The sequence below is a fragment of the uncultured Brachybacterium sp. genome (assembly GCF_947500705.1).
Lineage (GTDB): Bacteria > Actinomycetota > Actinomycetes > Actinomycetales > Dermabacteraceae > Brachybacterium.
Window position 1 is genome coordinate 17,087 of record NZ_CANMSY010000003.1, and the last position, 24,573, is coordinate 41,659.

General features: G+C 70.7%; 20 protein-coding genes. 6 read left to right on the forward strand and 14 right to left on the reverse strand.

Annotated elements, in window-relative coordinates:
* Positions 1-155: 155 nt before the first annotated feature.
* Positions 156-1,247: a transglycosylase family protein gene (locus tag Q0937_RS06240; protein ID WP_299301046.1), complete on the reverse strand. Its 1,092-nt coding sequence runs from the start codon at positions 1,245-1,247 to the stop codon at positions 156-158.
* A 243-nt stretch (positions 1,248-1,490) separates the two neighbouring features.
* Here Q0937_RS06240 and Q0937_RS06245 point away from each other — a divergent pair, with 243 nt between their 5' ends.
* Positions 1,491-1,943, forward strand: coding sequence for a hypothetical protein (locus Q0937_RS06245; RefSeq protein ID WP_299301049.1), 453 nt, complete (start codon positions 1,491-1,493; stop codon positions 1,941-1,943).
* Positions 1,940-2,866, forward strand: a complete 927-nt coding sequence (locus Q0937_RS06250) for an HTTM domain-containing protein (RefSeq protein ID WP_299301052.1) — start codon at positions 1,940-1,942, stop codon at positions 2,864-2,866. Before Q0937_RS06245 ends, Q0937_RS06250 begins: the two co-directional genes overlap by 4 nt.
* A 25-nt stretch (positions 2,867-2,891) precedes the next feature.
* On the opposite strand, the gene Q0937_RS06255 is transcribed toward Q0937_RS06250, so the two are convergent.
* From Q0937_RS06255 to Q0937_RS06280, 6 genes are all read right to left on the reverse strand, one after another.
* Entirely contained in the window at positions 2,892-4,211 is a 1,320-nt protein-coding gene (locus Q0937_RS06255) for a hypothetical protein (protein ID WP_299301055.1), read from the reverse strand.
* Between the two features lie 109 nt (positions 4,212-4,320).
* Entirely contained in the window at positions 4,321-5,658 is a 1,338-nt protein-coding gene (locus Q0937_RS06260) for a hypothetical protein (protein WP_299301057.1), read from the reverse strand.
* A 130-nt stretch (positions 5,659-5,788) separates the two neighbouring features.
* Positions 5,789-6,940, reverse strand: a complete 1,152-nt coding sequence (locus tag Q0937_RS06265) for a hypothetical protein (protein ID WP_299301060.1) — start codon at positions 6,938-6,940, stop codon at positions 5,789-5,791.
* 401 nt (positions 6,941-7,341) lie between these two features.
* Positions 7,342-8,772, reverse strand: coding sequence for an MFS transporter (locus Q0937_RS06270; RefSeq protein WP_299301062.1), 1,431 nt, complete (start codon positions 8,770-8,772; stop codon positions 7,342-7,344).
* A 124-nt stretch (positions 8,773-8,896) separates the two neighbouring features.
* Entirely contained in the window at positions 8,897-10,174 is a 1,278-nt protein-coding gene (locus Q0937_RS06275) for a M48 family metallopeptidase (RefSeq protein WP_299301065.1), read from the reverse strand.
* A 226-nt stretch (positions 10,175-10,400) separates the two neighbouring features.
* Entirely contained in the window at positions 10,401-11,888 is a 1,488-nt protein-coding gene (locus Q0937_RS06280; RefSeq protein ID WP_299301068.1) for an aldehyde dehydrogenase family protein, read from the reverse strand.
* 152 nt (positions 11,889-12,040) lie between these two features.
* Between Q0937_RS06280 and Q0937_RS06285 the strand changes: the two genes are divergently transcribed.
* Positions 12,041-13,108 (forward strand): MauE/DoxX family redox-associated membrane protein, encoded by a 1,068-nt coding sequence (locus Q0937_RS06285; RefSeq protein WP_299301071.1) that lies wholly within the window; start codon positions 12,041-12,043, stop codon positions 13,106-13,108.
* 90 nt (positions 13,109-13,198) lie between these two features.
* On the opposite strand, the gene manA is transcribed toward Q0937_RS06285, so the two are convergent.
* The 5 genes from manA to Q0937_RS06310 all read right to left on the reverse strand — a co-directional run bounded on the left by manA (position 13,199) and on the right by Q0937_RS06310 (position 19,853).
* Positions 13,199-14,401, reverse strand: a complete 1,203-nt coding sequence (manA, locus tag Q0937_RS06290) for a mannose-6-phosphate isomerase, class I (RefSeq protein WP_299302459.1) — start codon at positions 14,399-14,401, stop codon at positions 13,199-13,201.
* A 2-nt stretch (positions 14,402-14,403) separates the two neighbouring features.
* Positions 14,404-15,450 (reverse strand): hypothetical protein, encoded by a 1,047-nt coding sequence (locus Q0937_RS06295; protein ID WP_299301073.1) that lies wholly within the window; start codon positions 15,448-15,450, stop codon positions 14,404-14,406.
* A gap of 96 nt (positions 15,451-15,546) precedes the next feature.
* Positions 15,547-17,298: a pyruvate dehydrogenase gene (locus Q0937_RS06300; protein WP_299301076.1), complete on the reverse strand. Its 1,752-nt coding sequence runs from the start codon at positions 17,296-17,298 to the stop codon at positions 15,547-15,549.
* A 168-nt stretch (positions 17,299-17,466) separates the two neighbouring features.
* Positions 17,467-18,810, reverse strand: a complete 1,344-nt coding sequence (locus Q0937_RS06305) for a hemolysin family protein (RefSeq protein WP_299301079.1) — start codon at positions 18,808-18,810, stop codon at positions 17,467-17,469.
* Between the two features lie 68 nt (positions 18,811-18,878).
* On the reverse strand, positions 18,879-19,853 hold the full coding sequence (locus Q0937_RS06310; RefSeq protein WP_299301081.1) for a serine hydrolase: 975 nt from the start codon (positions 19,851-19,853) through the stop codon (positions 18,879-18,881).
* Between the two features lie 193 nt (positions 19,854-20,046).
* Between Q0937_RS06310 and Q0937_RS06315 the strand changes: the two genes are divergently transcribed.
* The 3 genes from Q0937_RS06315 to Q0937_RS06325 are packed head-to-tail and all read left to right on the forward strand — an operon-like array spanning position 20,047 to position 23,101.
* Positions 20,047-21,132 carry a hypothetical protein gene (locus Q0937_RS06315; RefSeq protein ID WP_299301084.1) on the forward strand — a complete coding sequence of 362 codons (1,086 nt, stop codon included), beginning with the start codon at positions 20,047-20,049 and terminating at the stop codon, positions 21,130-21,132.
* The gene (locus Q0937_RS06320) at positions 21,126-21,899 is read left to right on the forward strand and encodes an ABC transporter ATP-binding protein (protein WP_299301087.1); all 774 of its coding nucleotides are present in this window, start codon (positions 21,126-21,128) and stop codon (positions 21,897-21,899) included. Before Q0937_RS06315 ends, Q0937_RS06320 begins: the two co-directional genes overlap by 7 nt.
* Positions 21,896-23,101, forward strand: coding sequence for an ABC transporter permease (locus Q0937_RS06325; RefSeq protein WP_299301090.1), 1,206 nt, complete (start codon positions 21,896-21,898; stop codon positions 23,099-23,101). Before Q0937_RS06320 ends, Q0937_RS06325 begins: the two co-directional genes overlap by 4 nt.
* Positions 23,102-23,195: 94 nt before the next feature.
* Here Q0937_RS06325 and Q0937_RS06330 read toward each other — a convergent pair whose 3' ends face one another.
* The gene (locus Q0937_RS06330) at positions 23,196-23,432 is read right to left on the reverse strand and encodes a hypothetical protein (RefSeq protein ID WP_299301094.1); all 237 of its coding nucleotides are present in this window, start codon (positions 23,430-23,432) and stop codon (positions 23,196-23,198) included.
* Between the two features lie 179 nt (positions 23,433-23,611).
* Positions 23,612-24,559 carry a sigma-70 family RNA polymerase sigma factor gene (locus Q0937_RS06335; protein ID WP_299301096.1) on the reverse strand — a complete coding sequence of 316 codons (948 nt, stop codon included), beginning with the start codon at positions 24,557-24,559 and terminating at the stop codon, positions 23,612-23,614.
* Between the last annotated feature and the right edge of the window lie 14 nt (positions 24,560-24,573).

The following is a 24,573-nucleotide window of genomic DNA, read 5'->3' on the forward strand; positions in this document are numbered from 1 at the left end:
TCGTGCTTCGTGCGTGACCACACTTCTGGTGCTCTGCTCGATCGCCCGAGAGCGGGTCGCGCGTAGTGGCAGATGCCAAAGGACGACGCGCCGGACCCCGAAGGGGCCGACGCGTCGCCGTGGGTTCTCGTGTGCGGGGCTCTCCCCCGCGTCACTCAGCCGTTGAGGTGCTGCTGCAGTGCCTTGACGGTGGAATAGCTGGTGCGGAAGTCCCACACGCCGTTGCTGCCATGACCGATCGCGGCGCGGAGCTTCGCGGTGGTCTCGGCACCGATCTTGCCGTCGGCCTCAGCGCCGACCTTGGACTGCAGCGCCTTAATGTCGGAGGTCGAGAGCGAACCGTCCTGGCTCACGCCCACCCAGCCCTGCAGTGCACGCGTGGTGGCCGGGCCGAACTTCCCGTCCACGACGAGATCGCCGCTCTTCGAGGCGGAAGGTGCAGGCGCGGCGGCCTTCGGGGCCGCGGGCGCCGACGCGGCAGGGGCACTCTTGGCGGGGGCGCCGCTGTTGAGGAAGCCCTGGAGCGCCTTCACGGTCGAGTAGTTCGAACGGAAGTCCCAGGCGCCGTTCCCGCCCAGGCCCATCGCCGCGCGGAGCTTGGTGGTGGTCTCGGCGCCGATCTTCCCATCGGCCGAGGCGCCGACCTTCGACTGCAGGGCGCGGATGTCGGAGGAGGAGAGCGAGCCGTCCTGGCTCACGCCGATCCAGGCCTCGAGCGAGCGGGTGGTCGCTGCGCCGAACTTGCCGTCGACTGCAAGTGCGCCGGGGCTGGTGCGCACCTCATCGCGGGAGGCGGAATCCTCGCGGCCGCCGGGCTGGGCGTTCGAGTCGGCACCGCCGTTGGACTTCGTGAGGCCGGCACGCTGGCCGCAGGTGGGCCAGGCTCCGGGTCCCTGCTGCTGCAGGGTGCGCTGGGCGATGGCGATCTGCTCGGACTTCGTGGCCTGGTTCGCATTGCTCGCGAACTCCTGGCCACCGAAGGCCGTCCACGTGCGGGGGGAGAACTGGAGTCCGCCGTAGTAGCCGTTGCCGGTGTTGATCGACCAGTTCCCACCGGACTCGCACTGGGCGACCTGGTCCCACACGCCGCCGTCGGCCGTGGCGACGCCGCCACCGACCACGCTCATCCCCGCCACCATCACGGCACCGCCGGTGACGGCGGCCATCTTCGGTGCCACGCGCACACTGCGGAAGTAGACGGCGGAGCCGTCGGCACGATGGGTGGGGACACGGGCGGGTACGGACATCGAGTACTCCTGGGAAGGGGCGCGGGGACGCGGGGGATGGGACGGCCGACGTCAGGACGTCGGCCCATCCCCCCACGGTGCCCCGCTCACCAGCACTTCCGGTCAAGTGGATACCAAGTCAGAGCCGTTTCTTGAAGCAACTTTTGCCGAAATACCCGAGAACTAGAATGACAGCGACGGATTTACTGAGTACAAGAGTCATCCTGCGCGCCGGGCTCCCCCGGATCCCGGTACGCTCCTCGGGTGCCTCCCACCGCCCGCCTTCGTGTCCTCTCGATGGCCTGGCGGACGCTGGCGATCCTGGCCTGTGTGGGGGTGCTGCTGGTGGGAGGCCTGACCCGGTCGAACGATCTGTTCCCCTTCGGTGTGCTCGACCAGTTCTCCTCCGGCACCGATCCGAACGGGGAGGTGGTCAACACCTGCCTGCAGGGGATCCGGGAGGGCGGGGCTCCCTTCGACATCCGCTTCGGTCAGCGAAGCGTGGGCATCGAGCGGGCCGACGTGGAGAACAGCCTGCCGGCGATCAAGGCCGATCCCCAGCTGCTGGCCCCGCTGGCCGCCGAGTACGACCGGCGCCATCCCGATCAGGAGCCGCTGAACGCGCTGGTGCTGTGCCAGCGCATCACCTCTCTGCAGGACGGTACCGCCCAGGGCGAGGAGGAGTTCGTCGAGGTGGTCCGGTGGGAGGCCTCATGAGCTCCACGTCCGCTGAGGGGTCCGGGCTTCCGGTGAGCACCTCGTCCCGGCTGCGGCCGCTCCTGTTCCCGGCCCTGCCGCTGGCCCGGCTCCGGGCGCTGCGGGTGCTCCTCTACGCCTTCGTGGTGCTGGACGTGCTGACCTTCTCCCGCGATGTCCTCGCCCACGCGCACAACGCCGGGTTCTACTCGCCGGTCGCGCTGGCACGCCTGCTGCAGCTGCCTGCGGTGACGACCCCGCTGGCCTACGCCTTGCTGGTGGTGATCCTCGCCGGATGCGCGGCGGCGATCGCGGGCTGGCGGCCACGGCTGTCCGGCACGGTGGTCGCGATCGCGTACTGGCCGTGGATGCTCTACAGCAACTCCTACGGCTACGTCGCCCATGACCACATGGCGTTGATGGTGGCGGTCGCGGTGCTGCCCACGGTCGCCGGGGTGGAGCGCGCCCGTTCCTCTGCCGACGGAACGAGGGCCGACGGAACGACGGCCGACGGGCCGGCGACCAGCGAGGCCGCCGGCTGGGCGCTGCGCGCGATCCAGATCGCGGTGGTCGCGACCTACTTCTTCTCGGTCATCCCCAAGATCCTGTACTCCGGATCGCTCGCGAACTGGGGCAACAGCGCGATCCTCACCTGGGCCTCGATCCGCCGCGGCAGCTCACTGGCGCACTGGCTGGTGGAGGTCACGCCCTGGGTGTTCATCCCTGCGCAGTGGGCCGGGCTCGCCCTCGAGGCGCTCTCCCCCGTCGTGCTGTTCCTGCGCGAGAAGGCCCTCTACCTCGCCGTCGCACTCTACCTGGGCTTCCACCTGTCCACGCTGGTCCTGCTGGGGATCCACTTCCTGCCCACCGCGATCTGCTGGGCGGCGTTCCTGCCGCTCGAGCGGCTGCGACGGCCCGGACGCCGGGCGCTGCACTCCCGCTGAGCTCGCTGAGCCCGGCACCGCCCGGTCACTCTCCGCCCTGGCAGACCGCGACCGACTCCCCCTCGAGGGGCCACGTGATCGTCTCTCGACTCCCCTCCTCCACCTCGACGCAGGTGACGAGGTTCAGGACGTAGCTCTGGGACAGCTCGAGGTGCAGCTCACCCGAGGGATCGAGAAGGGCGATGCCGTCGATGATGAAAGGGACGATCTGTGACGTCCCCGGGCTGCCGTCGGCGCCCGGCGCGGCGGTGAACACCGCGTACCCGGTGTCGCTCGTGATGCTCCAGGACGCGCTGATCCAGCGTTCGATCCGGTAGTTCGACGGTGCTGTGACCTGCCAGGTCCCCGGCGCTGCGGAAGGCCCCGCGGCACCACCGACATCAGACTCCTCGGCGGGACCTCCTGGGCGGGAGTCGGTGAAGGCGAAGAAGGGGCAATCCGGCGGGGCCGCTGTCGTGCTGGCCGCGCACTCCTCGAGGACCGCATCGACCTGGGCGGTGACCTCCTCGCGGCCCCGCGGGGAGAGTTCGTAGCCCAGCACCGCCCCGGCACGGCGCAGCTCGTCCGTCTGCATCGAGATGGAGACTTCTTCGACGACGGGGATCAGCCGCTCGCTGCGCGCGGGCAGCTCCAGCTCGTAGCTGCCGGGCAGCAGGCGCAGGGTCAGGAGCTGCTGGCCGAACATGCCCTCCCGGCTCGGCTGTCCCGACAGCGGGATCGGGACCGCGTTGATCAACAGCTCCTGGACCCCCTCCGGCACGGTGACCACGAACTCCGTCGCCGCCACCGGCAGGAGCTCCCAGGTCGCCGGGGCGAAGGAGCTGGGTGCCTGGGAACGGACGGTGAAGCCGGCCTGCTGGACGCCCGTCCTCGAGCTCAGCGACGCGGTGACCATGGCCTGTCCACCCTCGATCTGGACGGTGTCGATCGTGTAGGAGGTGATCCTGTGCGTCGCGGCACGCAGCACCTCCGCGGTCAGGGCGGCATCGCTCGTCTCCGCGGAGTCCGTGAGGTGCTCGCGCACGGTGACGACATCACCGGCCACCAGCGCATCGAGATAGTCCCGGACCGGATCCTCCGGTGAGGCGCCGCCGAGCAGCAGCCGCGGCAGCACCAGCACGAGGGCGAGCACCGCGCAGACTGCTCCGGCGAGCGCGAGTCCTCGGCGGTGCGCCCGCCTGTCGGAGCCCGGATCGGTGGTGCTGACAAGTTCGGTGGCACCGCCCGGCTCGGCGGCGGGGCCCTCGCCGGCGGCAGGGCCGTGAAACGCGGGCAGCTCCCCTTCGGGCTGGGTCCAGCCCAGTGGGAGGGTCCGCCCGGTCGGGGCAGGTGTCGACGCTTTCACGGTGCTCCCGGATCAGGCTGTCGGACGGCGCCGGCCGGCAGAAGAATGGGGTACTGCCGACGAGCGGTCCTCGATGACCCGGCAGAATGTCTCAGGATACCCGGCTCGTTCAGTGCGGCAGAGGTCGGGTCCCGGCGTAGCTCCAGGCCGCGAGCTCATATCCGCCGTCCACACGGTGGATGCTCGCGCCGAAGAGCGCGGAGGTGACGTGGACCGAGCCCGGCATCGGCTCCTGCTGCGGCGCCGCGCCGCTCGCGGGGATGACTGCTGGCACGACCAGGGACAGCGGAGCCGGGGCGGACGGTGGGGACTCTCGGGACTGTGCCGACGGTGCGGAGGCCGGTGCTGCCGGGGCCGGCGGTTGCGCGGAGCGGTCGGCGGGCGTGCTGACGGTGAACTCCGCGACCAGGTGCTCCCCGCGGAACTGGAAGCTGTCCCCCAGCATGTTCACGTAGTCGATCTCGGGCTGCTGGGTCACGCTCCAGGAACCGACCGTCCCTTCCGGCAGGTCCACCGCGAACGGGCAGCCCGGCGGTCGCGGGGAGGTGCTCTCGGCGCATTGCGCGATCTCGCTGCGGAGCACGGATCTCACGCGTGCCTCGGCGGGCGGGCTGAGTCCGTAGTCGACGTCGATCATGCCGGTCTGCCACTGGCCGAGGACGGGCGGCACATAGATCACGCGCGGACGGGAGGTCAGGGGCGGCTGCGGCGGGGGCAGCTCGATCGCGTAGCTGCCGGGCAGGACATGCAGGACCACGCCTATCCGGTTCGCGCCTCGCTCGCTGAACAGCACCTCGGGGATCTCGAGCAGCTGACCGTTCAGAAGGAGGGAATCGGTCCCGGTCAGCGGGCTGATGGTCAGGATCGGGAGCTGGATGGGGTCCAGCTCCCAGGTGACCGGGGAGAAGGGTCCCGCGCTGGTCGCGTGCAGGCGCAGCACGGTGCGGTGCTCCTCGTGTCGGTTGCGGAGGGTGGCGGTGACCTCGGCGGAGGTGCTGCGGAGGTCGACCCGGTCGATCGTATAACTGGCGATGCCACCTGCGGTGGCCTGATGGACCGCGGCGGTGATCGCGGTGTCGAGGGTCCCGTCCACCGGGCGCACGTGGCGGCGCACCGTCTCCATGTCACCGGAGATCACGGCGTCGAGGTACTCCCGTGCGACGTCTTCGGGGCCCTCATGTCGCAGCAGCAGCCAGGGCAGCGCGATGGAGACGAGCCCGATCACGGTGATCGTCGCGATCGTGGTGCGCAGCCGGGACCTCGTGCGGATCCTCCGGTTGCGCGGCACACTGCCCTGGTGGCGGGGCAGGATCTCCTCACCGAGCTGCTCATCGGCGCTCCCCAGGTGGGGCGGGGTGGTCTCTGAAGCGGCCGCATCGATGCTGCCGGCAACGGGCCATCCCGTACGGATGATCCGGCCGGGCATCTGCTTCCGCTCCGGGATCACATAGCGCTCCGAGGCCTATCTCTCGCGTGGAGGAAGAGTACCGCAGCGGCTCCCCGAGCGCACCGGGCACTTCGGGTCAGTACGGGCGCATCGGGTCAGTGCGGGCCAAGCCGGGTCAGCTCGATGAGGCTCAGCCGCAGGCGTCCCAGGAGCTGGAGGTGACCTCGGCATCGTCGATGACGACGACCCCGTCGAAGTGACCGGTCTCCTCGTCGACGCAGTAGGCGTAGCTGAACGAGGCCGTGCTGCGCAGGGCCACGGCGAGCTCTCCGTCACCGTCGATGGTGACCGTGCCATCGACCTCGAAGGGCACCGTGATCGCAGCCGCCGCCCCGGCCTCATCCTGCACACCCCCGTCGGTCGCTGGATCCTCGGCCGACAGATCATCCGGAGTGAACTCGGCCGTCCCCTCCCCGTGCACCATCCATAAGAAGGAGTCCCCCGGGTGCACCTCGACGCGGGGCGGGTCCGTGAGGGTCCAGGTGCCCTGCGAGGCGGTGTTCGTGGAGGGTCCTTCCGGACCATCGGCCTCCGAGGCTGCGGGCTCCGGGGCAGCGGGCTTCGAGGGATCGGGCACCGCGAACGGACAACCCTCGGGCGCCGACGAGGTGTCGGTCGCGCACTCCTCGAGCGCCGCGTCGATCTGGTGCTGCACCTCCTGCAGCCCGTCCTCGGCGAGGGTGTGCTGCAGGCCGTGGACGGGCTTGCGCCAGGTCCGGAAGGTGGGCGGGGCCTCGAGGGCGATCGGCTCTGCCTCCAGCCAGCGCCGCGACTCGGGCAGGGAGATCTCGTAGGTCCCGGGCAGGAGCTGCACCATGATCCGTGACTCGTACGGAACGCCGGTGAGGCCGAGCTCGGCGACTGGGAAGGAGACGCCGTTGATCCCGACCTCCTGTGCGCCGAACGGCACGTCGATCACGAACTCGGGAAGTGCCACCGGTGCCAGCTCCCAGGCCAGAGGCGAGAAGGAACCGGCGTCGGTGGCGGTCAGGGTGAAGATGGCTTCGCTGCGGGCGGTTCCGGTATTGAGCGCAACGGTGACCCGCGCCGTGTCGGAGGTGACCTCGACGTGTTGGATCTCGAAGGATTCGAGCTGGTCGTGCGCCTCGGCGACGACCTGCGCGGTGAGGGCTGCGGCGCTGGCATCCGGCGCGTCCTCGACATGTGCGAGGACCGTCTCCACGTCGCCGTCGATCACGGCGTGGAGGAACTCGCCGGTCGCCCGCTCCGGCCCGGCGGTGCTGCTGAGCAGCCGCGGCAGGCCGACGAACAGGGCGGCCACCAGCGCGAGAACGCAACCGATGGCGAGGAGCCGCCGCGTACGGGAAGAGGGGCCACGCGGGGCAGAACCCTCGCGCGGGTCGGGCAGCCCAGTCGAGTCGGTGCTCTCTGACGGGTCGGATCTCGCGGGGCCCGACCGGCCCCAGGGGTCCGGCGAAGCCGACGGGTCCGACCGGTCCCAGGGGTCCGGCGAAGCCGACGGGTCCGACCGGTCCCGGGGGTCCGGCGAAGCCGACGGGTCCGCCTGCACCGCCGCGTCTCCCCAGCCCAGCGGCAGCGCGCGCCCCGCCGTGCGGTCGCGTCCTCTCGCGCGGTCGCGCCCGCTCGCGCCGTCGCGTCCGCTCGCGCGATCCTGACCTCGCACCCCCATGCGATCCTCTCCCCCACGCCGTCGAGTACCCGCTACAGCGCGCCCTTGCCCGCCTTCTCCCGGGCGCGGTCGGCGAAGCTCACACCCATCGCGGCCAGGGTGAGCGCCATGATAATCACCAGCGCGATGGTGAACGCCTCGAGCCAGGAAGTGCCGCCCAGGGTGAGGGAGAAGATGATCCCGGGGATCATCGCGGTGCCGATCGCGGCGCCGGTGCGCTGGCCCAGCTGCAGGATGCCACCGGCGACGCCGCCGAAGCGCGGATCCACGGAATTCAGGGTGAGGGTCTGGTTCGGGGAGATGGTCATGCCCTGGCTGAGACCCATCAGCGTCAGCGGTGCGGCCAGCCACCAGAACGCGATCAGCCCGTTCTCCACGAAGCCGGTCAGCACTGCGGTGCCGGCCAGGCCCACGAAGGCGACGCCGAAGCCCACGATCACCATCCGCCGCCCGAAGGTGAGCACGTAGCGGCCGGAGATCTGGGAGCTGATCGCGGCGGCGATCGAGGAGGGCACGCCCATCAGGGACGCCTCGAAGGCGGTGTGCCCGAGGTGCATCTGCAGGTACAGCGGCACGATGATCCACACGCTGGTGGCGCCCAGGAAGTACACCGAGACGATGAGGATGCCGTTGCGGAATGCTTTGTTCGCGAAGATCGCGGTGTCCACCATCGGGCTGCGGCCGGCGCGCCGGTAGCGCCGCTCCCACACCCACCACAGGCCCAGCATCAGCAGCCCGCCGGGGAAGGACATCCACACCAGCGCATGCCCGCCGCGCTCGAGGAAGGGCAGCATGACCCCCAGGATCGCCAGGCACAGCAATAGCGCACCGACGGGGTCGAGGTCCGGGCGCCCCTTCCCGCGGGCCTTGTCGTCCGGGATGTACTTGAAGGCCCCGACGATCGCGATCACGCCGATCGGTGCGTTCATCAGGAACATCCAGCGCCAGCCCCATTCCGGCCCCAGCAGCTGGATCAGGGCGCCGCCGACGACCGGGCCGATCGCGGTGGCGACCGCGACGGTGGTGGCCAGCAGCGCGAAGGCCCGGGCCCGGTCCTGACCGCGGAAGTGCTGCTGGATGAGGGCGACGGTCTGCGGGTTCAGCAGGCCGGAGCCGATGCCCTGCAGGATGCGAGCGAGGTTGAGCATCTCGACGGTCGGCGCGAGCCCGGACAGCAGGGAGCCGGCGGTGAAGATCCCGACGCCGATGATGAACATCCGTCGGCGCCCGGTGGCGTCACCGGCCCGCCCGGCGGGCACCAGCAGCATGCCGAAGGCGAGCGCATAGCCCGAGATCACCCATTGCAGGTCACCGGTGTCCGCGCCGAGGCCCTCGCCGATCGCGGTGAGGCCCACGTTGATGACGCTCACGGCGATCAGGGCCATGAACAGCGGGGCGAGGAGGACGGCGAGCAGGGGCTTGCGACGCACCGGTGGGGTCAGCGCGCTGGGGTCGGGGATCACCGGTCCACCTTATGCACTCAGTGCACTTTTGAGGAGGGTGGGGTGACCGGCGGGACACCCACGCGCGGTGATGCGTCTCTGACTGCGCGCGACGTCGGGACCGGAGAGGCCGCGGCGACGGCTGTTACGGGGTCCCGAAGGGGCGTGTCCCGTCCCCATCCAGCGCACCCTTCGCATCGTCCCGGTAGGGGCCGCGCGGAACGGTGAAGGCGGTGCGGTCCGAGAGCAGCGGGGCGGAGGTCTGCAGGGCTCGCGTCGCGGGTCGGTCCGAGTAGTCGGCCCCGGGGAAGCGACCGAACTGGCCACCGGCGCCGGCGGGCCGTTGAGCATCGGCAGCGCCGAGCATCGCCAGGGCGTCACCCGGGGTCGGGTACTTCGAGGACCACACGTGTCCCGGGGGCAGGGGCGAGATGAACAGGGTGCCTCGGGGCCTGATCCACAGCGAACCGGGTGTGGAGCGGTCGCGCAGGGCGTGGGCGCGCCAGGTGGTCACCGGGTGGGAGGAGAGCAGGTTCACCCAGTGCACGAAGAAGCTCGGGTCGGTGGCGGCACGATCGGCCAGCTCGTGCACGTTGACCTCTGCGTTGAGGTACTTGCCGCCCGAGAGCACCGCCACCACCCCGGGGGAGCCGGCCGGTGCGTAGGAGAAGCCGAAATTGTCTGCCGTGAACTCCTGGGCGCGGGAGAGCGCCGGGCCCAGGATCGGGATCAGATTGATGACCGTGCTGAACACGAGGCGGAAGTAGGAGACGTGGCCGGCGGCGAGGTGCCCCACCTCATGGCCGATCACGAAACGCAGCGCCTCGGGGTCACGGGCCCTCCCTCCGATCTCGAACATGTCGGAGTAGATCACCACGAAGCGTCGGAAGCCGTGGCCGGAGGCGAAGGCATTGATGGTGCCGTTGCCGAGCTGCACGTACGCATCGGGCACGCGGCGCATTCCGTACTGCTGGGCGGCCTCGACCACCATCCGGTAGCCCTCGGGGAACTGGGTGGGGCTCATGCGCACGGCCGACGCCCGCAGCTGCGCATACATCGTGGCGCGCACCCACCAGATGATCAGCGGTGCGAGCGGCAGCAGCAGCACGAGCTGCGCGATGAACGGCACGAGGCCGACGTACTTCCACAGCTCGTCCACCGTCGCCTGCCCCTCGGTGATATAGAGGAAGGCGGTGCCGACCAGCAGGGCGATCCAGAGCAGATACGCGAGGACCGCGAGCACCACCCCGGTGATCAGCAGGGGCATCTCCCAGGGGTGCCGGATCGCGCGCTGTCCGCGCAGCCCGTGAGTGGTGGCACCGTTGAGGAGGTGAGGGGTGCCCGGGCGGTCCGGGCCGACGGGTCTGAGGCCGCGGGGGGTGGCACCGGGCTGGGGTGGCAGTCCTGAGGGTGGAGTGGACATCGTCGCGACCTTCCGTACATCGGCCCGGGGTGGGCCGCTGCCATCGACGGTAGACCTGGAACTCGGCCAGGAGGCACAGCTGCGGGTCTTCTCTGCTGATCATGGCCGCAGGGTGGAGCAGCTCGAGCCGAGGGGTGGGGGTGCATCCGCCGCGCGGCTGACCCTGGGCTTCCGTCCAGAGGATCCGGCGGATCCGGCGGATCCGGCGGTTCAGCGGTTCAGCGGTTCAGCGGAACAGCCGCCGCAGCAGCCGGCGCTTGAGTCCGGTGTACGGCGGGTAGACGAGCTTGAGGGTGTCCGGCGCGAGCGGCTTCTTCACCACGGGCTTGGCATGGGTGAACGCCTCGAACCCGGTGCGGCCGTGATAGGCACCCATCCCGGACTCCCCCACCCCGCCGAAGGGCATGCCGGTGGTGCCCACGTGCGCGAGGGTCAGTCCCAGCGCGAGCGAGCCGGAGGAGGTCTCCTCGGCGAAGCGCTCCTCGATCTCCCGCCGGGGGGAGAAGACGTAGGCGGTCAGCGGCTTCTCCCCGGCTCGGATGCGGGCGATCGCCTCGTCGGGACCGGAGACGGTGAGGATCGGCAGCACGGGGCCGAAGATCTCCTCCCCCATCACCGCATCGTCCCAGCCCACCTCGGTCATGAGCGTGGGCGGGATGAAGCGGGTCTCGCGGTCGGCGTCGGCGGTGCCGCCGCAGATGGTCTTGTTGTCGTCGATCAGGGCGAGCACCCGGTCGAAGTGCTTCGTGCTCACGAGCCGGCCGTAGTCGAGACTGCGCTCGGGCCTGCCGCTGTACAGCGCGCGCACGGCCTTGCGCAGGTGGGGCAGCAGGCGCTGCACGGTGCGCGGGGTGGCCATCAGGTAGTCCGGGGCGATGCAGGTCTGCCCGGCGTTGGTGAACTTCCCCCAGACGATCCGGCGTGCGGTGATGGCGAGATCCGTCCCCTCGTCCACGAACACCGGCGACTTCCCGCCCAGCTCGAGCACGGTGGGCGTGAGGTGCTCAGCGGCGGCGCGGGCCACGATCCGGCCCACTGTCCCATTGCCGGTGTAGAAGATCAGGTCGAAGCGCTGCTCGAGCAGGATCGTGGTCTCCTCCACCGCCCCCTCGATCACCCGCACCCAGGCGGGGTCGAGGTGGGTGCGCAGCAGATGGGTGAGCGCTGCAGAGGTCGCCGGCGCCACCTCGGAGGGCTTCACGATCGCGGTGTTACCGCCCGCGATCGCAGCGACCAGCGGCGAGAGCGTGAGGTTCACCGGGTAGTTCCAGGGGGCGATGATCAGCGTGGTGCCGAGCGGTTCCCTCCGCAGCTCACCCGTGGCCGGTGCCAGCATCGCACCGAGGGGGAGCCGCTGCGGCTTCTGCCAGGTGCGCAGGTTCTTCATCGTGTGCGTGATCTCCTGGGAGACCACCCCGAGCTCGGTCAGCGCACTCTCGGTGCGGGACTTGCCGAGGTCCTCGGCGAGCGCCCGGGCCAGGCGCGGCTCCTCACGGCGCAGCCCGCGGCGGAGCGCCTCGAGCTGGGCGAGGCGGGCCTCGAGCGGCCGGGTGGTGCCGGCGTCGAAGGACTCGCGCAGCGCGGTGACCTCTGCCCGGATCCGGGAGCGCAGGGCGTCCTCGGCAGGGGTGGCCGGATCGGTGGCGGCCGGATCGGCAGCCGTCGGATCGGGGGCGGTCAAGTCAGTGGCGGTGTCCTGCGCGTCATTCGACATGGCCCCAGCGTAGATCTCGGCGCTGGACATCCGCAGGACGGGACGACCGTCACCCGCCAGGATCGTCATCTGCTCCACCGTGAGCGTCACCGTCACGGACAATGGAGAGAGATGACGGTCCGACGTCCGGGCCGGCGAGGAGGGCTCTGACGATGACCGTGCTGCTGGCCGCGCCGATCCTGCTGACACTGACGCTGCTGGTCTCCGGCCTGGCGAAGCTCGGTGCGCGGCAGAGCACCGAAGACGCGATGACGTCGCTGCGCCTGCCGCTGCGCAGCTTCCACCGCTCGGTCGCCAATGTCCTGCCGGTGGTGGAGATCGTGCTGGCCCTGGGCCTGTGGATCCCCTCCGTGCCGCTGCAGGTGCTGATGGCGATGTGCGTGGCGCTGCTGATGGTGGCCTATCTGGTGATCATCGCGAGGGCGCTCACGTTCGGTGAACCGGTCGAATGCTCCTGCTTCGGCACGCTCGCCTCACCGACCGTCTCGCGCACCACCCTGGGCCGCAACCTGCTGCTCGCGCTGCTCGCGATCATCACGCTGCTCGCGGCGAGCAGCGGGGCGATGACCCTCGCGCTGGTGCAGGTGCCGCTGTCGCTGGTGGGGCTCGGGAGTGCGCTGCTGCTCACCATCGTGCTCACCGTCCTCACGCTCGGCGGGTCCGCCAAGGAACGGACCGACCTCTCGGGCGACGCGCCCCGTGAGGAGCGGACCGATGGGGTGACCGGTGCGATGACCGAAGCGATGACCGACGAGGAGCTGCTGGACTACGAACGTGCCGCGATCCCCGGCGGCGTGCTCCAGCAGCCGAATGGCCGCCTGATCACCCTCACCCAGCTCACCGCCCAGAGCGCGGCGCTGCTGGTCTTCGTGTCCGAAGGCTGCGGGCCCTGCGAGCGGGTGCTGGACCGGGCCGACGGCTGGATCGGGTCCCTGTCCCCGTTCATGCAGGTGAAGTTCGTGTTCTCCCGGCCGATCGACCAGCTGCGGGAGCGCACCACGGTCCGTGTGGGTGAGCATGCGATGCATGATCTGCAGTTCACCGCACGCAGCACCCTCGGGGGCAGGACCGCGCCCTCCGCGGTGCTGCTGGGAGCCGACGGGCTGCTCGCCGGCGGTCCGGTCGACGGCGGCAGCGCCGTGATCGAGTTCGTGGAGGCGATCCAGGAGCAGCTGATCACCGCCCCGGGAGACTCCGAGACCAGCCCATCGGCATCGTGAGGTCCCGAGGGCCTCAGCCCGCGGGCGTCGTGGCGCCGAGACGGCTCCGCCTTCCCGCCTGGTGAGGAATCACGGCACCCTGGTGAGGGCTCACGGCACGCTGGCCTGCGCGAAGCTGCCGGCGCCCCAGGCACGCAGCGGCCCGTCGGCCGCCGGGACGAAGACCGCCTGGCCGGCCCGCAGCGGATGGCTCCCGGCCGAGGTCACCAGCGTGGTCGCTCCCCCGAGACCCAGCACGATCCGAGGCCCCGAGCCGGGGATCCGATGCGGCTCGATCGGCGCCCCGAGCGAGTCGGTGAGCTCGGTGATGGCGAGCTCGAAGTCGTCGACCGGGGCGTAGTACGCGATAGAGGTGGGATTCTGCCGCTCCGGGGCCACCCGCAGCGGGGGTGCGGCGGTGACGCTCACGCACTGGAGGACTTCATCCGCATCGACCCGCTTCGGGGTCAGACCCGCGCGCAGCACATTGTCGCTGGCCGCCATGATCTCGATCCCGGTGCCGCTGATATAGGAGTGCAGCGCGCCGGCGGGCACGAACATCGCCTCCCCAGGCTGCAGGGAGACCGGGTTCAGCAGCAGCGCCGCGACCACCCCCGGGTCACCGGGATGGTGCTCCGCCAGCAGCGTCACGGAGCGGTCGATGCGCGGGGACGGAGAGGTGCCGGCCTCTGCCCTAGCCCTGCAGGCCTCGACCACCTCGTCCACCGCGGAGGTCGAGGGTCGCAGCGAGGTGGAGACCAGGGTGCGGAAGGCCGCGCGCATGCCATGGGCGGTGGGGTTCTCGAGCAGCAGGCGGTGCAGCCGGTCGGTGAGGTCGGTCCCGAGACCGTCGAGGATCACCGCGGCGCGGCGCGGGGTGCGGAATCCGCACAGCGCGGTGAACGGCGTCAGCGCGATCAGCATCTCGGGCTTGTGGTTCGCGTCCCGGTAGGTGCGCCGCGGGGAGTCCAGCGCGATCCCGGCGGCGCTCTCCGCGGCGAAGGACTCCGCAGCATGCTCGCGCGTGGGATGGACCTGCAGCGAGAGCGGTCGTTCGGCGGCGATCACCTTGAGCAGATACGGCAGCCGGCCGCCGAAGGCCCGGGCGACGTCGCTGCCGAGCATCCGGTCGGGCTCTGCGTCGAGCACGTCGTCCAGCCGGGCACCGCCGGGGACCGTCGCCGGTGCCAGCGGATGCGCGCCGAACCAGACCTCTGCCCAGGGGTCGCCGTCGGCCTCCTGCCCCAGGAACTCGGGCAGCGCCGTCTGCGACCCCCATTCGTAGTGCTGGAGGTGGCCGGTCAGGTCGAACATGCTCACGTACTGCCCTCGAGGATCTGAGCGATCAGGCGCGCGGGCTCATCGGCTCCGACCGTCGGCGGCGGGGTCTGCTCCTCCCCGAGGGGGCGCATCCCGTAGCGGTCCCAGTGCGCACCGACCCAGGCGGGGGCGCGGGGAGCGTGCACCCAGGCCGGGAGCCCGCGCACCGCGGCCTCGAGGATATCGGCGGAGAACACGGAGACCACGGGCCGTTGCTGCTCGGACACGGTGAGAGCGGAGTCCTGGAGCTCGACGCCGCGGCGGCGCAGCAGCGCATGCGCGGCGCGGGCGGTCCGGTCGGTCTCCTGCGGGCCGGGCTGGTAGAGCGCGCCGGTGGAGCGGCAGTACCCGTGGGCGGCCGCGAGGGTGAGACGGCGCGGCAGCTCGATCGCCGAGAGCTGGCCCAGGAAGACCGGGCGCTCCTCGCGCACCGGATCGTTCCCCGCCGCTTCGTGGCTCGCCTGCCACAGCCGCTGGGAGCCGACCACCCGCACCTCGACGTCGTCGCGGCCGGCGCGGTGGAACTCGCCGTCCTCGTCGCTCCAGGCCAGCAGGGTGGTCTGGGGCGGCAGCGGGGGCGCGAACGGGGTGAGCACGTCGTGCTGGACGACGGCGCCGGGCACATCCGCCTCACGCGCCCAGGCATGGAGGCTGCGCCCCACCTCCTGGTGCCAACCGAGGGTGAGCACCGAGGTGATGCCGAGACCGTCCAGCAGGGCCGCGGGCTCATCGAGGCGCTGGTGCTGCCATTCAGGACCGTTCAGCTCATCCAGGGCCAGGCCGACGGGCGTGATCACGAGTGCCGATCCCTGCACATAGGGCAGCACTGCGGGGAGTCCGCCGTGCTGCGCCCCTGCGGCGGTGTCGATGCCGAGCAGCGTGCGGGCCGAGCCGTCCCCCTCGCGGGTGTGCAGCACGTAACCCTGCGGGGCCGGCGCGCGGGAAGCGGACGCGGGCTGGACGCGGTGGATGCCGCGCATCCGGCGCCGGGAACTGCGCCATTCCTGCCAGCGCTCGAGGCTGCGCGGATGGATCAGAGCCATGGTCGGCGCCCCCTTCTGACATGCGATCGCTCCCGAGGGCCCAGCATTCCACACCCCGCTGCCGGTGGTGGCCGGAACGGTGGCATGCCGTGAGGCTCAGCGCGGCATGTTGCGCAGGTTCGTCGCCGCCATGTCGAGCATCCTGCCCACCCCGCCGCCGAGGACGATCTTCGTCGAGGCATGCGCGAAGCCACGGATCTGCTGCGCGGTGATCTTCGGGGGCATCGAGAGCGCGTCCGGATCGGTCACCACATCGATCAGCACCGGGCCAGGGGTCGCGAGCGCCTCGGCGAGCTGCTGGTTCAACGTCTTCGGATCGGTGATGCGCACCGCGCCGATGCCCACGCCCCTCGCGATCGCCGCATAGTCGACGTCCTCGTGGTCAGTGCCGTGATCCGGCAGGCCCTCCACCAGCATCTCGAGCTTGACCATGCCGAGGCTGGAGTTGTTGAAGACGACGATCTTGGTGTTCAGCTCGTGGAGCTTCACGGTCAGCAGCTCCCCCATCAGCATCCCGAGCCCGCCGTCCCCGCTCATGGAGATCACCTGGCGCTCGGGGAACGCCATCGAGGCGCCGATCGCCTGCGGGAGCGCGTTGGCCATGCTGCCGTGGTGCCAGGAGCCGAACAGCCGACGTTTCCCGTTGGGGGTGATGTAGCGGGCGCCCCACACATTGCACATCCCGGTGTCGACGGTGAACACGGCGTCCTCCGCGGCGAGCGCGTCGAGGGTCGCCGCGAGGAACTCCGGGTGGATGGGCGTCATCCTCTCGACGTTCTTCGTGTACGCGGCGACCACCCCGTTCAGGGCCTTGTGGTGCGCCTTCAGCTGGCGGTGCAGGAAGCGGGAGCTCTTGGCGCTGGTCACCAGCGGCAGCACGGCCTGCAGGGTGAGGGCCACGTCGCCGTGGATCGCGAGGTCCAGCGGCACGCGGCGTCCGAGGCGTGAGGCGTCGGCGTCGATCTGCACGATCTTCGGGGGGTTCTTCCCTCCGGGCCCGGGCAGGAACTCGCTGTAGGGGAAGTCGGTGCCCAGCAGGATCACCAGATCCGCCTCGTGCATCGCCTCGTAGCAGGCGCCGTAGCCGAGCAGCCCGCTCATCCCCACGTCGAAGGGGTTGTCGTACTGCATGATCTCCTTGCCGCCGAAGGCGTGCCCGATCGGAGACTTCACCCGGTCGGCGAGCGCGAGCACCTCCTCGCGGGCGTCTCTCACCCCGGCCCCGGTGAACAGGGTGACGGTGTCTGCGGCGTCGATCAGCTCGGCGAGGCGGCCGACGGGCGCGGCGGCGGGCTGGACATGGCCGAGGTCGGTGGCGAGGTCGCGGGTCAGAGGCCCGTCGACCTCCTCGTCGGCCACGTCACCGGGCAGCACCAGCACGGAGACGCCCTGCTTCGCGATCGCCGTCTGGACGGCGATATGGAGCATGGTCGCGCCGTGCGTGCCGGAGTGCACCATCTCGCAGAAATGGGAGCACTCGCGGAAGAGGATCTCGGGATGCGTCTCCTGGAAGAAGCCGGTACCGATCTTCTCCGAGGGGATGTGCGAGGCGATCGCGAGCACCGGGGCGCCGTCGCGGTGGGCATCGAACAATCCCTGGAGGAGATGGGTGTTGCCCGGGCCGCAGGACCCGGCGCACACGGCGAGCTTCCCGGTCAGGCGGGCCTCGGCCCCGGCGGCGAAGGCTCCGGCCTCCTCGTTGCGCACGTGCACCCATTCGATGCCCTCGGTGGTGCGCACGGCGTCCACCACCGGGTTCAGGGAGTCCCCGACCACCCCGTAGATGCGCTGGACGCCGAGGTCCCGGAGCTGGGTGACGAGGAGCTGGGCGAAAGTGCTGCGGGCCATGCGGGGCCTCCTGAAAGGGTGGGTCCGGGGAGGGCACCGGCCCCAGGCGCGGCGCCCGTCGTTCTCACCCTAGCCGTGGCGGCCGGCTATGCACGAGGGCCGGGCCGATCGGTCAGCTGACGCATCGGCTGGACATCGGCAGGGCGCACCGGCACGGGCACCGAGAGCTCAGTCGCCGACGGGCTCCTCGAGCGAACTCTCGGCATCTTCGCCCGCAGGCACCGCGGCAACGGTGAATCGCACCGTCTGCACCCGGCGCTCGTCGACCTCGACCACCTCGAGCACTCCGCCGTCGATCTCCACGCTGTCCCCGGCCTCGGGGATCCGGCCCAGCTGGGCCATCAGGAACCCGCCGACCGTCTCGTAGCCGCCGGTGTCCGGCAGGGCGATGTCGGTCGCGGACTCGAACTCCTGCAGGATCAGCCCGCCCTCGAAGGTGCCGTCGGCCGCGAGGATCCGGTCCAGACCACCGGCGACGGGCCAGCTCTCGCGATCGAACTCGTCGTAGATCTCGCCCACCAGCTCCTCAAGCAGATCCTCGAGGGTCACGATGCCGTCGGTGCCGCCGTACTCATCCACCACCACGGCGATCTGGTCGGCGTGGGCGCGCATCCGATTCAGCGCCTCGAGCACCTGGACGGTGCCGGGGATGTGCTCGATGGGACGCACCAGCGCTGCCAGCGACGTCTCGCCTGGCTCCTCCACCAGCAGCATGTCGCGCACGTGGACGAAGCCGAGCACGTCGTCGACGTCCTCGCCGGTGACCGGATAGCGGGAGAAGCCGGTTTCCCGGATCTCCTCGCGGACCTCCACGACCGTCCGCTCGCCGTCGAGGAAGCGCACCTGGTGGCGGGGCTGCATGACCTCGACCACCGTGCGCTCGGAAGCGTCGAACACATCAGCGAGCACCCGCGACTCCGCCTGGTCCAGCGCCTCTGAGCTGCGGACCATGGACTTGATCTCCTCGGCGGAGACCGACTCGCGGTTCGCGCCCGGGTCCCCGCCCAGCAGGCGCACCACCAGGTTGGTGGAGGTGGACAGCAGCCAGATCACCGGGCGCATGAGCTTCCCGAAGATGCTCAGCGGGGGGCCGACGACCTTGGTCATCGCCATCGCGTTCTGCATCGCCAGCCGCTTGGGCACCAGCTCGCCGAACACCAGCGAGAGGTAGGCGATGACCAGCGTCATGCCGATCAGCGCCGTGGTGCCCGCCGCGGACTCCGACAGTCCCAGTTCCGTCAGCACCGGGACCAGCGAGGGGGCGATCGTGGAGGCGCCATAGGCGGAGGAGAAGAAGCCGGCGACGGTCACGCCGATCTGCACGGCGGAGAGGAAGAGGTTGGGATCCCGCACCATCTCAGCGGTGCGCTCACCGCCGGGGCCGCTCTCCTGGAGCTGCTTGATCTGCGATTCGCGGAGGTTGACGATCGCCATCTCGGTGCCGGCGAACAGACCGCCGACGAGCACGAAGGCGAAGACCAGGCCGAGGTTCAGGAGCGCTGTCCAATCCATGGGGCAACGCTACCTGTGGGCGGAACGGGGAACTGGGGTCATCCTGCGCATCTCACAGCATGTGCGCGTCACAGCAGCGGCAGCAGCTCCTGCCACACGGCGCGGAGGATCTCGGCGGCACCTCGGCCCTCGAGCCGTGAGGTGACGGTCAGGACGGCGTCCTGCGCGGGCAGCACGATGAGCAGCTGCCCCATGGCGCCGTCGGCCCGCCAGGCACCGTCGGGCGTGCACCGCCAGATGCCATAGCCGTAGTGGACGCTCTCGGGCTCGTCATCCCCGGTGGCCACCCAGCTCTCGTCGGCGTGCATCGCGTCGATCCAGGCCGCAGGCACCAGCTGCGCCCCGTCGTGCTCCCCACGCTGCAGGAGGAGCCTGCCGATCCGCGCCAGCTGCCCGCTCTTCAGGTGCAGACCCGAGGCGCCCCAGCTGAAGCCGTCGCGGGTGGTGTGCCACTGGGGGTTGAGGATCTCGAGCGGCTCGAACAGTCGCGGCATCAGCCAGTCGCGCAGGCTCTGCCCGGTGCGCTCGCTGATCACCCGCGAGAGCAGCAGGGTCGAGCCGTTGGAGTACTCCCACCGCTGCCCCGGCTCGGCGACCAGGTCCGTGCCGAGGAACAGGGAGGTGAGATCGGCGTGATCGCGCTGCTCCTGAAGGAAGCCGAGCACCGGGGAGCCGGAGGTCATGGTTAGCAGGTGCCGCAGCCGCACCTGCTCGATGCCGCTGCCGTACCCGCCGGTCGGGGCGGGGAGATGGTCGACCAGCAGATCACCGGGGTCCAACAGCCCTTCCGCGGCGGCGATGCCCACGGCGAGCGCGGTCACCGTCTTGGAGACCGAGTAGATGTTCTCCTCGGTGTCTCCGGCGAAGCGATGGCTGAGCTCTGCCCGGCCGGCACGGTGCAGGTGCAGCGCGCGCACGCCGAGATCCTGCTCGAGGATCCGCTGGCGCAGCGGGAGCAGCAGAAGCTGGTCGGGGACGGTGGGGTCGGCGGTGATCGCTGGACGGTCAGAGTCGGGAGAGATGACGGCAGCGGCGGCGTTCATGGGGCGACGGTACCGCCCGCGCCGCACGACGGGAACCCGGATCTTCCACGAATCTCCACCAAAGTCGGTGGTCAGAGCGATGAGTAGCGGTAAGAATGAGCGCACTGCAGGCACCGCTCTCCTCCTCGGGCTGCTCGCAGCTCCGCAGTCCCTTCCCCGTCGGCACCGCCGTCGACCTGAACGAAAGGCGCCCATGGACGCGCTGCGCCGCTACGTCTTCCCCATGATCTGGATGCTGATCCTCGGCCTGATCGCCCTGGCCCTGGTCAAGATGGCCTTCTTCCCCTCCGACGCCGATGCCGCCGTCGAGGATCCGCTCGCCCCCAGCGCCGATTTCGATCAGCACGCCGTGGTCAGCGTCGAGCCCGCGGACCTCTCCTCCGAGCTCGTGCTCGCGGCGATGGTCCAGCCCGATGCCGGCAGCGCGCTGAAGGCCACCGACGACGGCGAGATCAACAAGATCTGGCTGAAGAACGGTGATGCCGTCGAGAAGGGGCAGCGCATCCTGCAGGTGCGCTACGAGATCGAGCCGGATCCGGTCGAGCTCCCCGCGCCGCCGGCCGTGGAGGACGGGGAGGAGGGCATGGTTCCCGCCCCGCAGCCCGCACCGGAGCCCGTCGCGGCCGAGTACCGCTACGTGAACCTGGTGGCGACCGCCAACGGTGTGCTCAGCGGGATGGAGGTCACCGAGTGGGATGCTCTCGCCAAGGGCGACACCGTCGCGACCATCTCGCCGGGCACCTACTCGATCGTCGCCGACCTCACCCCCGAGCAGCAGCTGTCCCTGCTGGACGTGGAGCTGAAGGCGACCGCCGAGCTGCCCAACACTCCGGATCCGGTGGTCTGCGCCGCGCCCGCCATCACCGAGGACTCCGAGGTCGAGGAGCCCGAGGCGCCGCAGGCACCCGAGATCGATCCCTTCACCGGTGAGCAGATCTCCGGCGGCGGCGCCGGGGTCTCCGCGGCGCAGCTGGTGTGCCCGGTCCCTGCCGAGGCCCGCGTGGTCCCGGGGCTGAGCGTCGAGGTCACGGTGGACCTCGGCACCCGCACCGGCGTGCTCACCGTCCCCACCACCGCAGTGGAGGGCGAGGGCACTGCCGGCACCGTCTACGCACTGGACGAGACCACCGGTGAGCCGATGCCGATCGAGGTCACCCTCGGGATGCGCGGTGAGGGCTCCGTCGAGGTCACCGAGGGCCTCGAGGCGGGGCAGGAGATCCTCGAGTTCGCTCCCGGCATCGACGGCATCGACGAGTCGATGAACGGGGAGATGTGGTGAGCGCACCCCTGCTCGAGCTGCGCGATCTGCGCCGTTCCGTGCGCCTGCCCAGCCGGGAGGAGCTGCACATCCTGCGCGGCATCGACCTGACGGTCGAGGCCGGGGACCACGTGGCGATCGTCGGTCGTTCCGGTTCCGGCAAGACCACTCTGCTGAACCTGCTGGGCCTGATCGACCACCAGAGCGGCGGCGAGCTGCTGTTCGACGGAGTGGACGTCTCCCGGCTCGGGGATCGCCGGCGCGCCCGGCTGCGCGGCGCCTCGATCGGCTTCGTGTTCCAGCAGTTCAACCTGCTGGACCGGCGCACCGCTCTGGAGAACGTGATGATGCCGCTGATGTACGGCAGCGCCGGCCAGTTCTGGCGGCGCGAGAAGCTCGCCCTGGAGATGCTCGACCGGGTGGGCCTGGCCGACCGCGCCCAGCAGCAGCCCTCCCGTCTCTCCGGCGGCGAGCAGCAGCGTGTCGCCGTGGCCCGCGCCTTGGTACGGGGGCCGCGGCTCATCCTGGCGGACGAGCCCACCGGCGCCCTCGACGTCACCACCGGCGAGGCGGTGATGGCGCTGCTGGACGAGATCGCGCGCGACTCCGACGCCGCGCTGGTCACCATCACCCACGATCTGCAGGTCGCCGCGATGTCCCGCCGCTCGTTCCTGCTGAACGAGGGCACCCTGCACGACGTCGGCACAGACGGGACGGACGGGGACGGTGTCCGCGAGGCGCTGTCGGCCACCGCGGGCCTGCGCACCGGACGGGAGGCGGTGGCATGACCGGCCTGATCGCCTCGATCGTCGAGGCCTACGGCGAGCTGCGCGTCAACAAGGGCCGCATCCTGCTGTCCCTGATCGGTGTGGCATTCTCCGTCTTCGCCCTGACCACGGTGATGGGCGGCGGCGGCATGCTCACCAGCGCCCTCACCCAGACCACCGAGAAGTGGGCGGGACGCGATACGACCCTGACGATCTACCCGGCGGGCTCCGCCGCCGAGGTCACTCCCGAGGAGCAGGACGCGGTGGTGCTCGAGCAGATCGAACGGCTCGGCATCGACCAGCGCACCCGCCGCATCTACGACTCGCTGCGCGTGCAGACCCCGCAAGGGGTGACGGCGGCGCAGCTGACCGGGGTGGACCCCGCCTACGCGAACATCTACCGCACCACCGTGGCCGACGGTCGCTGGCTCGCAGACTCCGACGCCCGCCGCCTCGCCCCCGCGCTGGTGGTCAATGCGCCGATGTACGAGCAGCTGGGACGCCCGGACCTGGGGACCGAGCCGGTCACGATCTATGGCCCCTCCGGTGCGACCGACTCCGACCAGGCGATCGTGGTCGGTGTGCTCCCCGCGAGCGCGGAGACCGACTGGGGACTGCAGGCGTTCGTGGCCGCCGGCGGCATGGGCGCGCTGCCCGGCCGGACCGAGGCCCCGGTGGTCTCCGACTACATCCTGTGGGTACCGCCGGAGCAGGCCGACGAGATCCGCGAGCGCCTGGGCGCCTCGCTGCGCAGCACCGCGGCGGGATCCTTCGACGTCCAGCCGAGCTCGATGTCCGCCGAGGAGCTGGGCTTCCAGGTGCTCGCCTATGCGGTCATCGGCGTGGCCCTGGTGATCCTGCTGCTCGGCGCCCTGGGCCTGGTGAACATCTCCCTGGTCACCGTGCGCTTCCGGGTGCGGGAGATCGGGATCCGACGCTCCTACGGCGCGACCGGGGGGCGGATCTTCGTGGGCGTGCTGATGGAGTCGGTGGTGGCCACCGTGCTCGCTGGCGCCGTGGGGGTGACCGGCGCGATCGCCCTGGTGAAAGCCCCGTTCGTCTCCCGCTACTTCGCCGGCATCGGCCTGGTGGAGCTGCCGCCCTTCCCCGTGGAGGCGGTGGTGGTGGGCCTGGGCGCGGCCACCCTGGTGGGCGTCCTCGCCGGGGCGCTCCCTGCGCTGATCGCCACCCGGATCAAGGTGATCGACGCGATCCGCAGCTGAGGGTCACACGGCCCGAGAACGGGACTTCTTCAATCGGCGAGCGCCCTGCGGGCGTCGGTGGGTCGAAGAAGTCCCGTTCTTGCGTCAGGCCCGGTCAGTCCTCGGGCAGCGCGGCGAACGCCGCCTTCATGTCGTTGTACCAACCGAGGGACTGCTTGGGATGCAGCCAGCGGAATTTCATCTCCTTGCGGGCCGCCTGGTGGGCCTCGTCGCCAGCCTTGACGACCTCCTTGAGGTGCTTGTCCTGGGCGTTGATGACGTCGTCCGCGCTCTCGCCGCGGTGGGCGAGGTCGCAGGGTCCGCCGAGCTGCTGGCAGGTCATGGTCTTCATCGGGTGCTCCTCTTCTCCGGCGACGGCAGCCGGTGGATCCGACTGCCCATACTGCTCTCATGGTGTTGACGTGCGTCGCGCCGGGAATGTGACCGGTCGCGGAGATCCGTGGTCTCGATCATCGCGGCTCAGCGGTGGTGCTCAGCGGTGGTGCTCAGCGGTGGTGAGCATCGCGTGCTCTACCGGGTACTCCGCGGATCAGCGCCATCGCGGCGCACCACGCGGCCGAGGACCGCGGGGTCGGCACGGAAGTCGATGCGTGCGACCTGCCCGTCGACGATCGTGAAGTCGAACAGGACCATCGCCTGGCCGCGGTGGTACCAGGCCGAACCCGCACGCCCGTCGATGCTGGCCGGGAGCGCGGCGTGAGCGGAGCCGTTGAAGAAGCTCGCCACGTCCTCGCGGCCATCGATCGCGGCGGGGGTACCGGTCTCGATCGCCCGCTGGTCACCGCGCACCACGGCATCCGGCGCCAGGAGCTGCACGAGCCGGGTGAAGTCACCTTCGCGAGCGGCGGTCATGAAGGCATCGACCACCTCCCAGTCGGCGAGTGCGTCCTCGGGCCGGGGCTGAGCGACTTTGGCGCGGGCGCGCGAGGCGAGCTTGCGTGCCGCCTGCGGCGTGGTGTCCAGTGCCGCGGCGATCGTGGTGAACTCGAAGCCGAAGCTGTCGTGCATGACGAAGGCGACCCGTTCGTTGGGGCTCAGCCGGTCCAGAACCAGCTGCAGGGCGATCCCGACGGTGTCGGCGAGCGCCACGTCCTCGGCGGGGTCGGGGGCGGTCTCCTCGCCCTGGATCTCCTCCTCGGGCACGGGGATGCGTCGCCGCAGCCGATCCAGGCACAGCCGGGTGGTCACCGTGGTCAGCCAGGCGGGCAGGTTGTCGATGCCCGCACCCCCATCCCCGCCCGATTCTGCGCGATCCAGGCGCAGCCATGCCTGCTGGACGATGTCCTGCGCCTCGCTCGCATCGCCGAGCACCCAGGTGGCGAGAGCGATCAGGCGTGACCGCTCCTGCTCGAATCGGTGCGCCAGTTCATCCACCGCACCTGATCCCGTGGTGGCGAGGGCATCGGCTGCGCCGGACCTCGCGCCGGCAGTCCTCTGGTCCAGCTGCGTGGGCTCCATGGGCCCATCCTTCC

What these genes read in the sequence shown, in the direction of transcription:
- Q0937_RS06240 (WP_299301046.1), bottom strand. Translation starts at nt 1,247, where the DNA reads ATGTCCGTACCCGCCCGTGTCCCCACCCATCGTGCCGACGGCTCCGCC.
- Q0937_RS06250 (WP_299301052.1), top strand. Translation starts at nt 1,940, where the DNA reads ATGAGCTCCACGTCCGCTGAGGGGTCCGGGCTTCCGGTGAGCACCTCG.
- Q0937_RS06275 (WP_299301065.1), bottom strand. Translation starts at nt 10,174, where the DNA reads ATGTCCACTCCACCCTCAGGACTGCCACCCCAGCCCGGTGCCACCCCC.
- Q0937_RS06280 (WP_299301068.1), bottom strand. Translation starts at nt 11,888, where the DNA reads ATGTCGAATGACGCGCAGGACACCGCCACTGACTTGACCGCCCCCGAT.
- Q0937_RS06285 (WP_299301071.1), top strand. Translation starts at nt 12,041, where the DNA reads ATGACCGTGCTGCTGGCCGCGCCGATCCTGCTGACACTGACGCTGCTG.
- manA (WP_299302459.1), bottom strand. Translation starts at nt 14,401, where the DNA reads ATGTTCGACCTGACCGGCCACCTCCAGCACTACGAATGGGGGTCGCAG.
- Q0937_RS06295 (WP_299301073.1), bottom strand. Translation starts at nt 15,450, where the DNA reads ATGGCTCTGATCCATCCGCGCAGCCTCGAGCGCTGGCAGGAATGGCGC.
- Q0937_RS06300 (WP_299301076.1), bottom strand. Translation starts at nt 17,298, where the DNA reads ATGGCCCGCAGCACTTTCGCCCAGCTCCTCGTCACCCAGCTCCGGGAC.
- Q0937_RS06305 (WP_299301079.1), bottom strand. Translation starts at nt 18,810, where the DNA reads ATGGATTGGACAGCGCTCCTGAACCTCGGCCTGGTCTTCGCCTTCGTG.
- Q0937_RS06310 (WP_299301081.1), bottom strand. Translation starts at nt 19,853, where the DNA reads ATGAACGCCGCCGCTGCCGTCATCTCTCCCGACTCTGACCGTCCAGCG.
- Q0937_RS06315 (WP_299301084.1), top strand. Translation starts at nt 20,047, where the DNA reads ATGGACGCGCTGCGCCGCTACGTCTTCCCCATGATCTGGATGCTGATC.
- Q0937_RS06325 (WP_299301090.1), top strand. Translation starts at nt 21,896, where the DNA reads ATGACCGGCCTGATCGCCTCGATCGTCGAGGCCTACGGCGAGCTGCGC.
- Q0937_RS06330 (WP_299301094.1), bottom strand. Translation starts at nt 23,432, where the DNA reads ATGAAGACCATGACCTGCCAGCAGCTCGGCGGACCCTGCGACCTCGCC.
- Q0937_RS06335 (WP_299301096.1), bottom strand. Translation starts at nt 24,559, where the DNA reads ATGGAGCCCACGCAGCTGGACCAGAGGACTGCCGGCGCGAGGTCCGGC.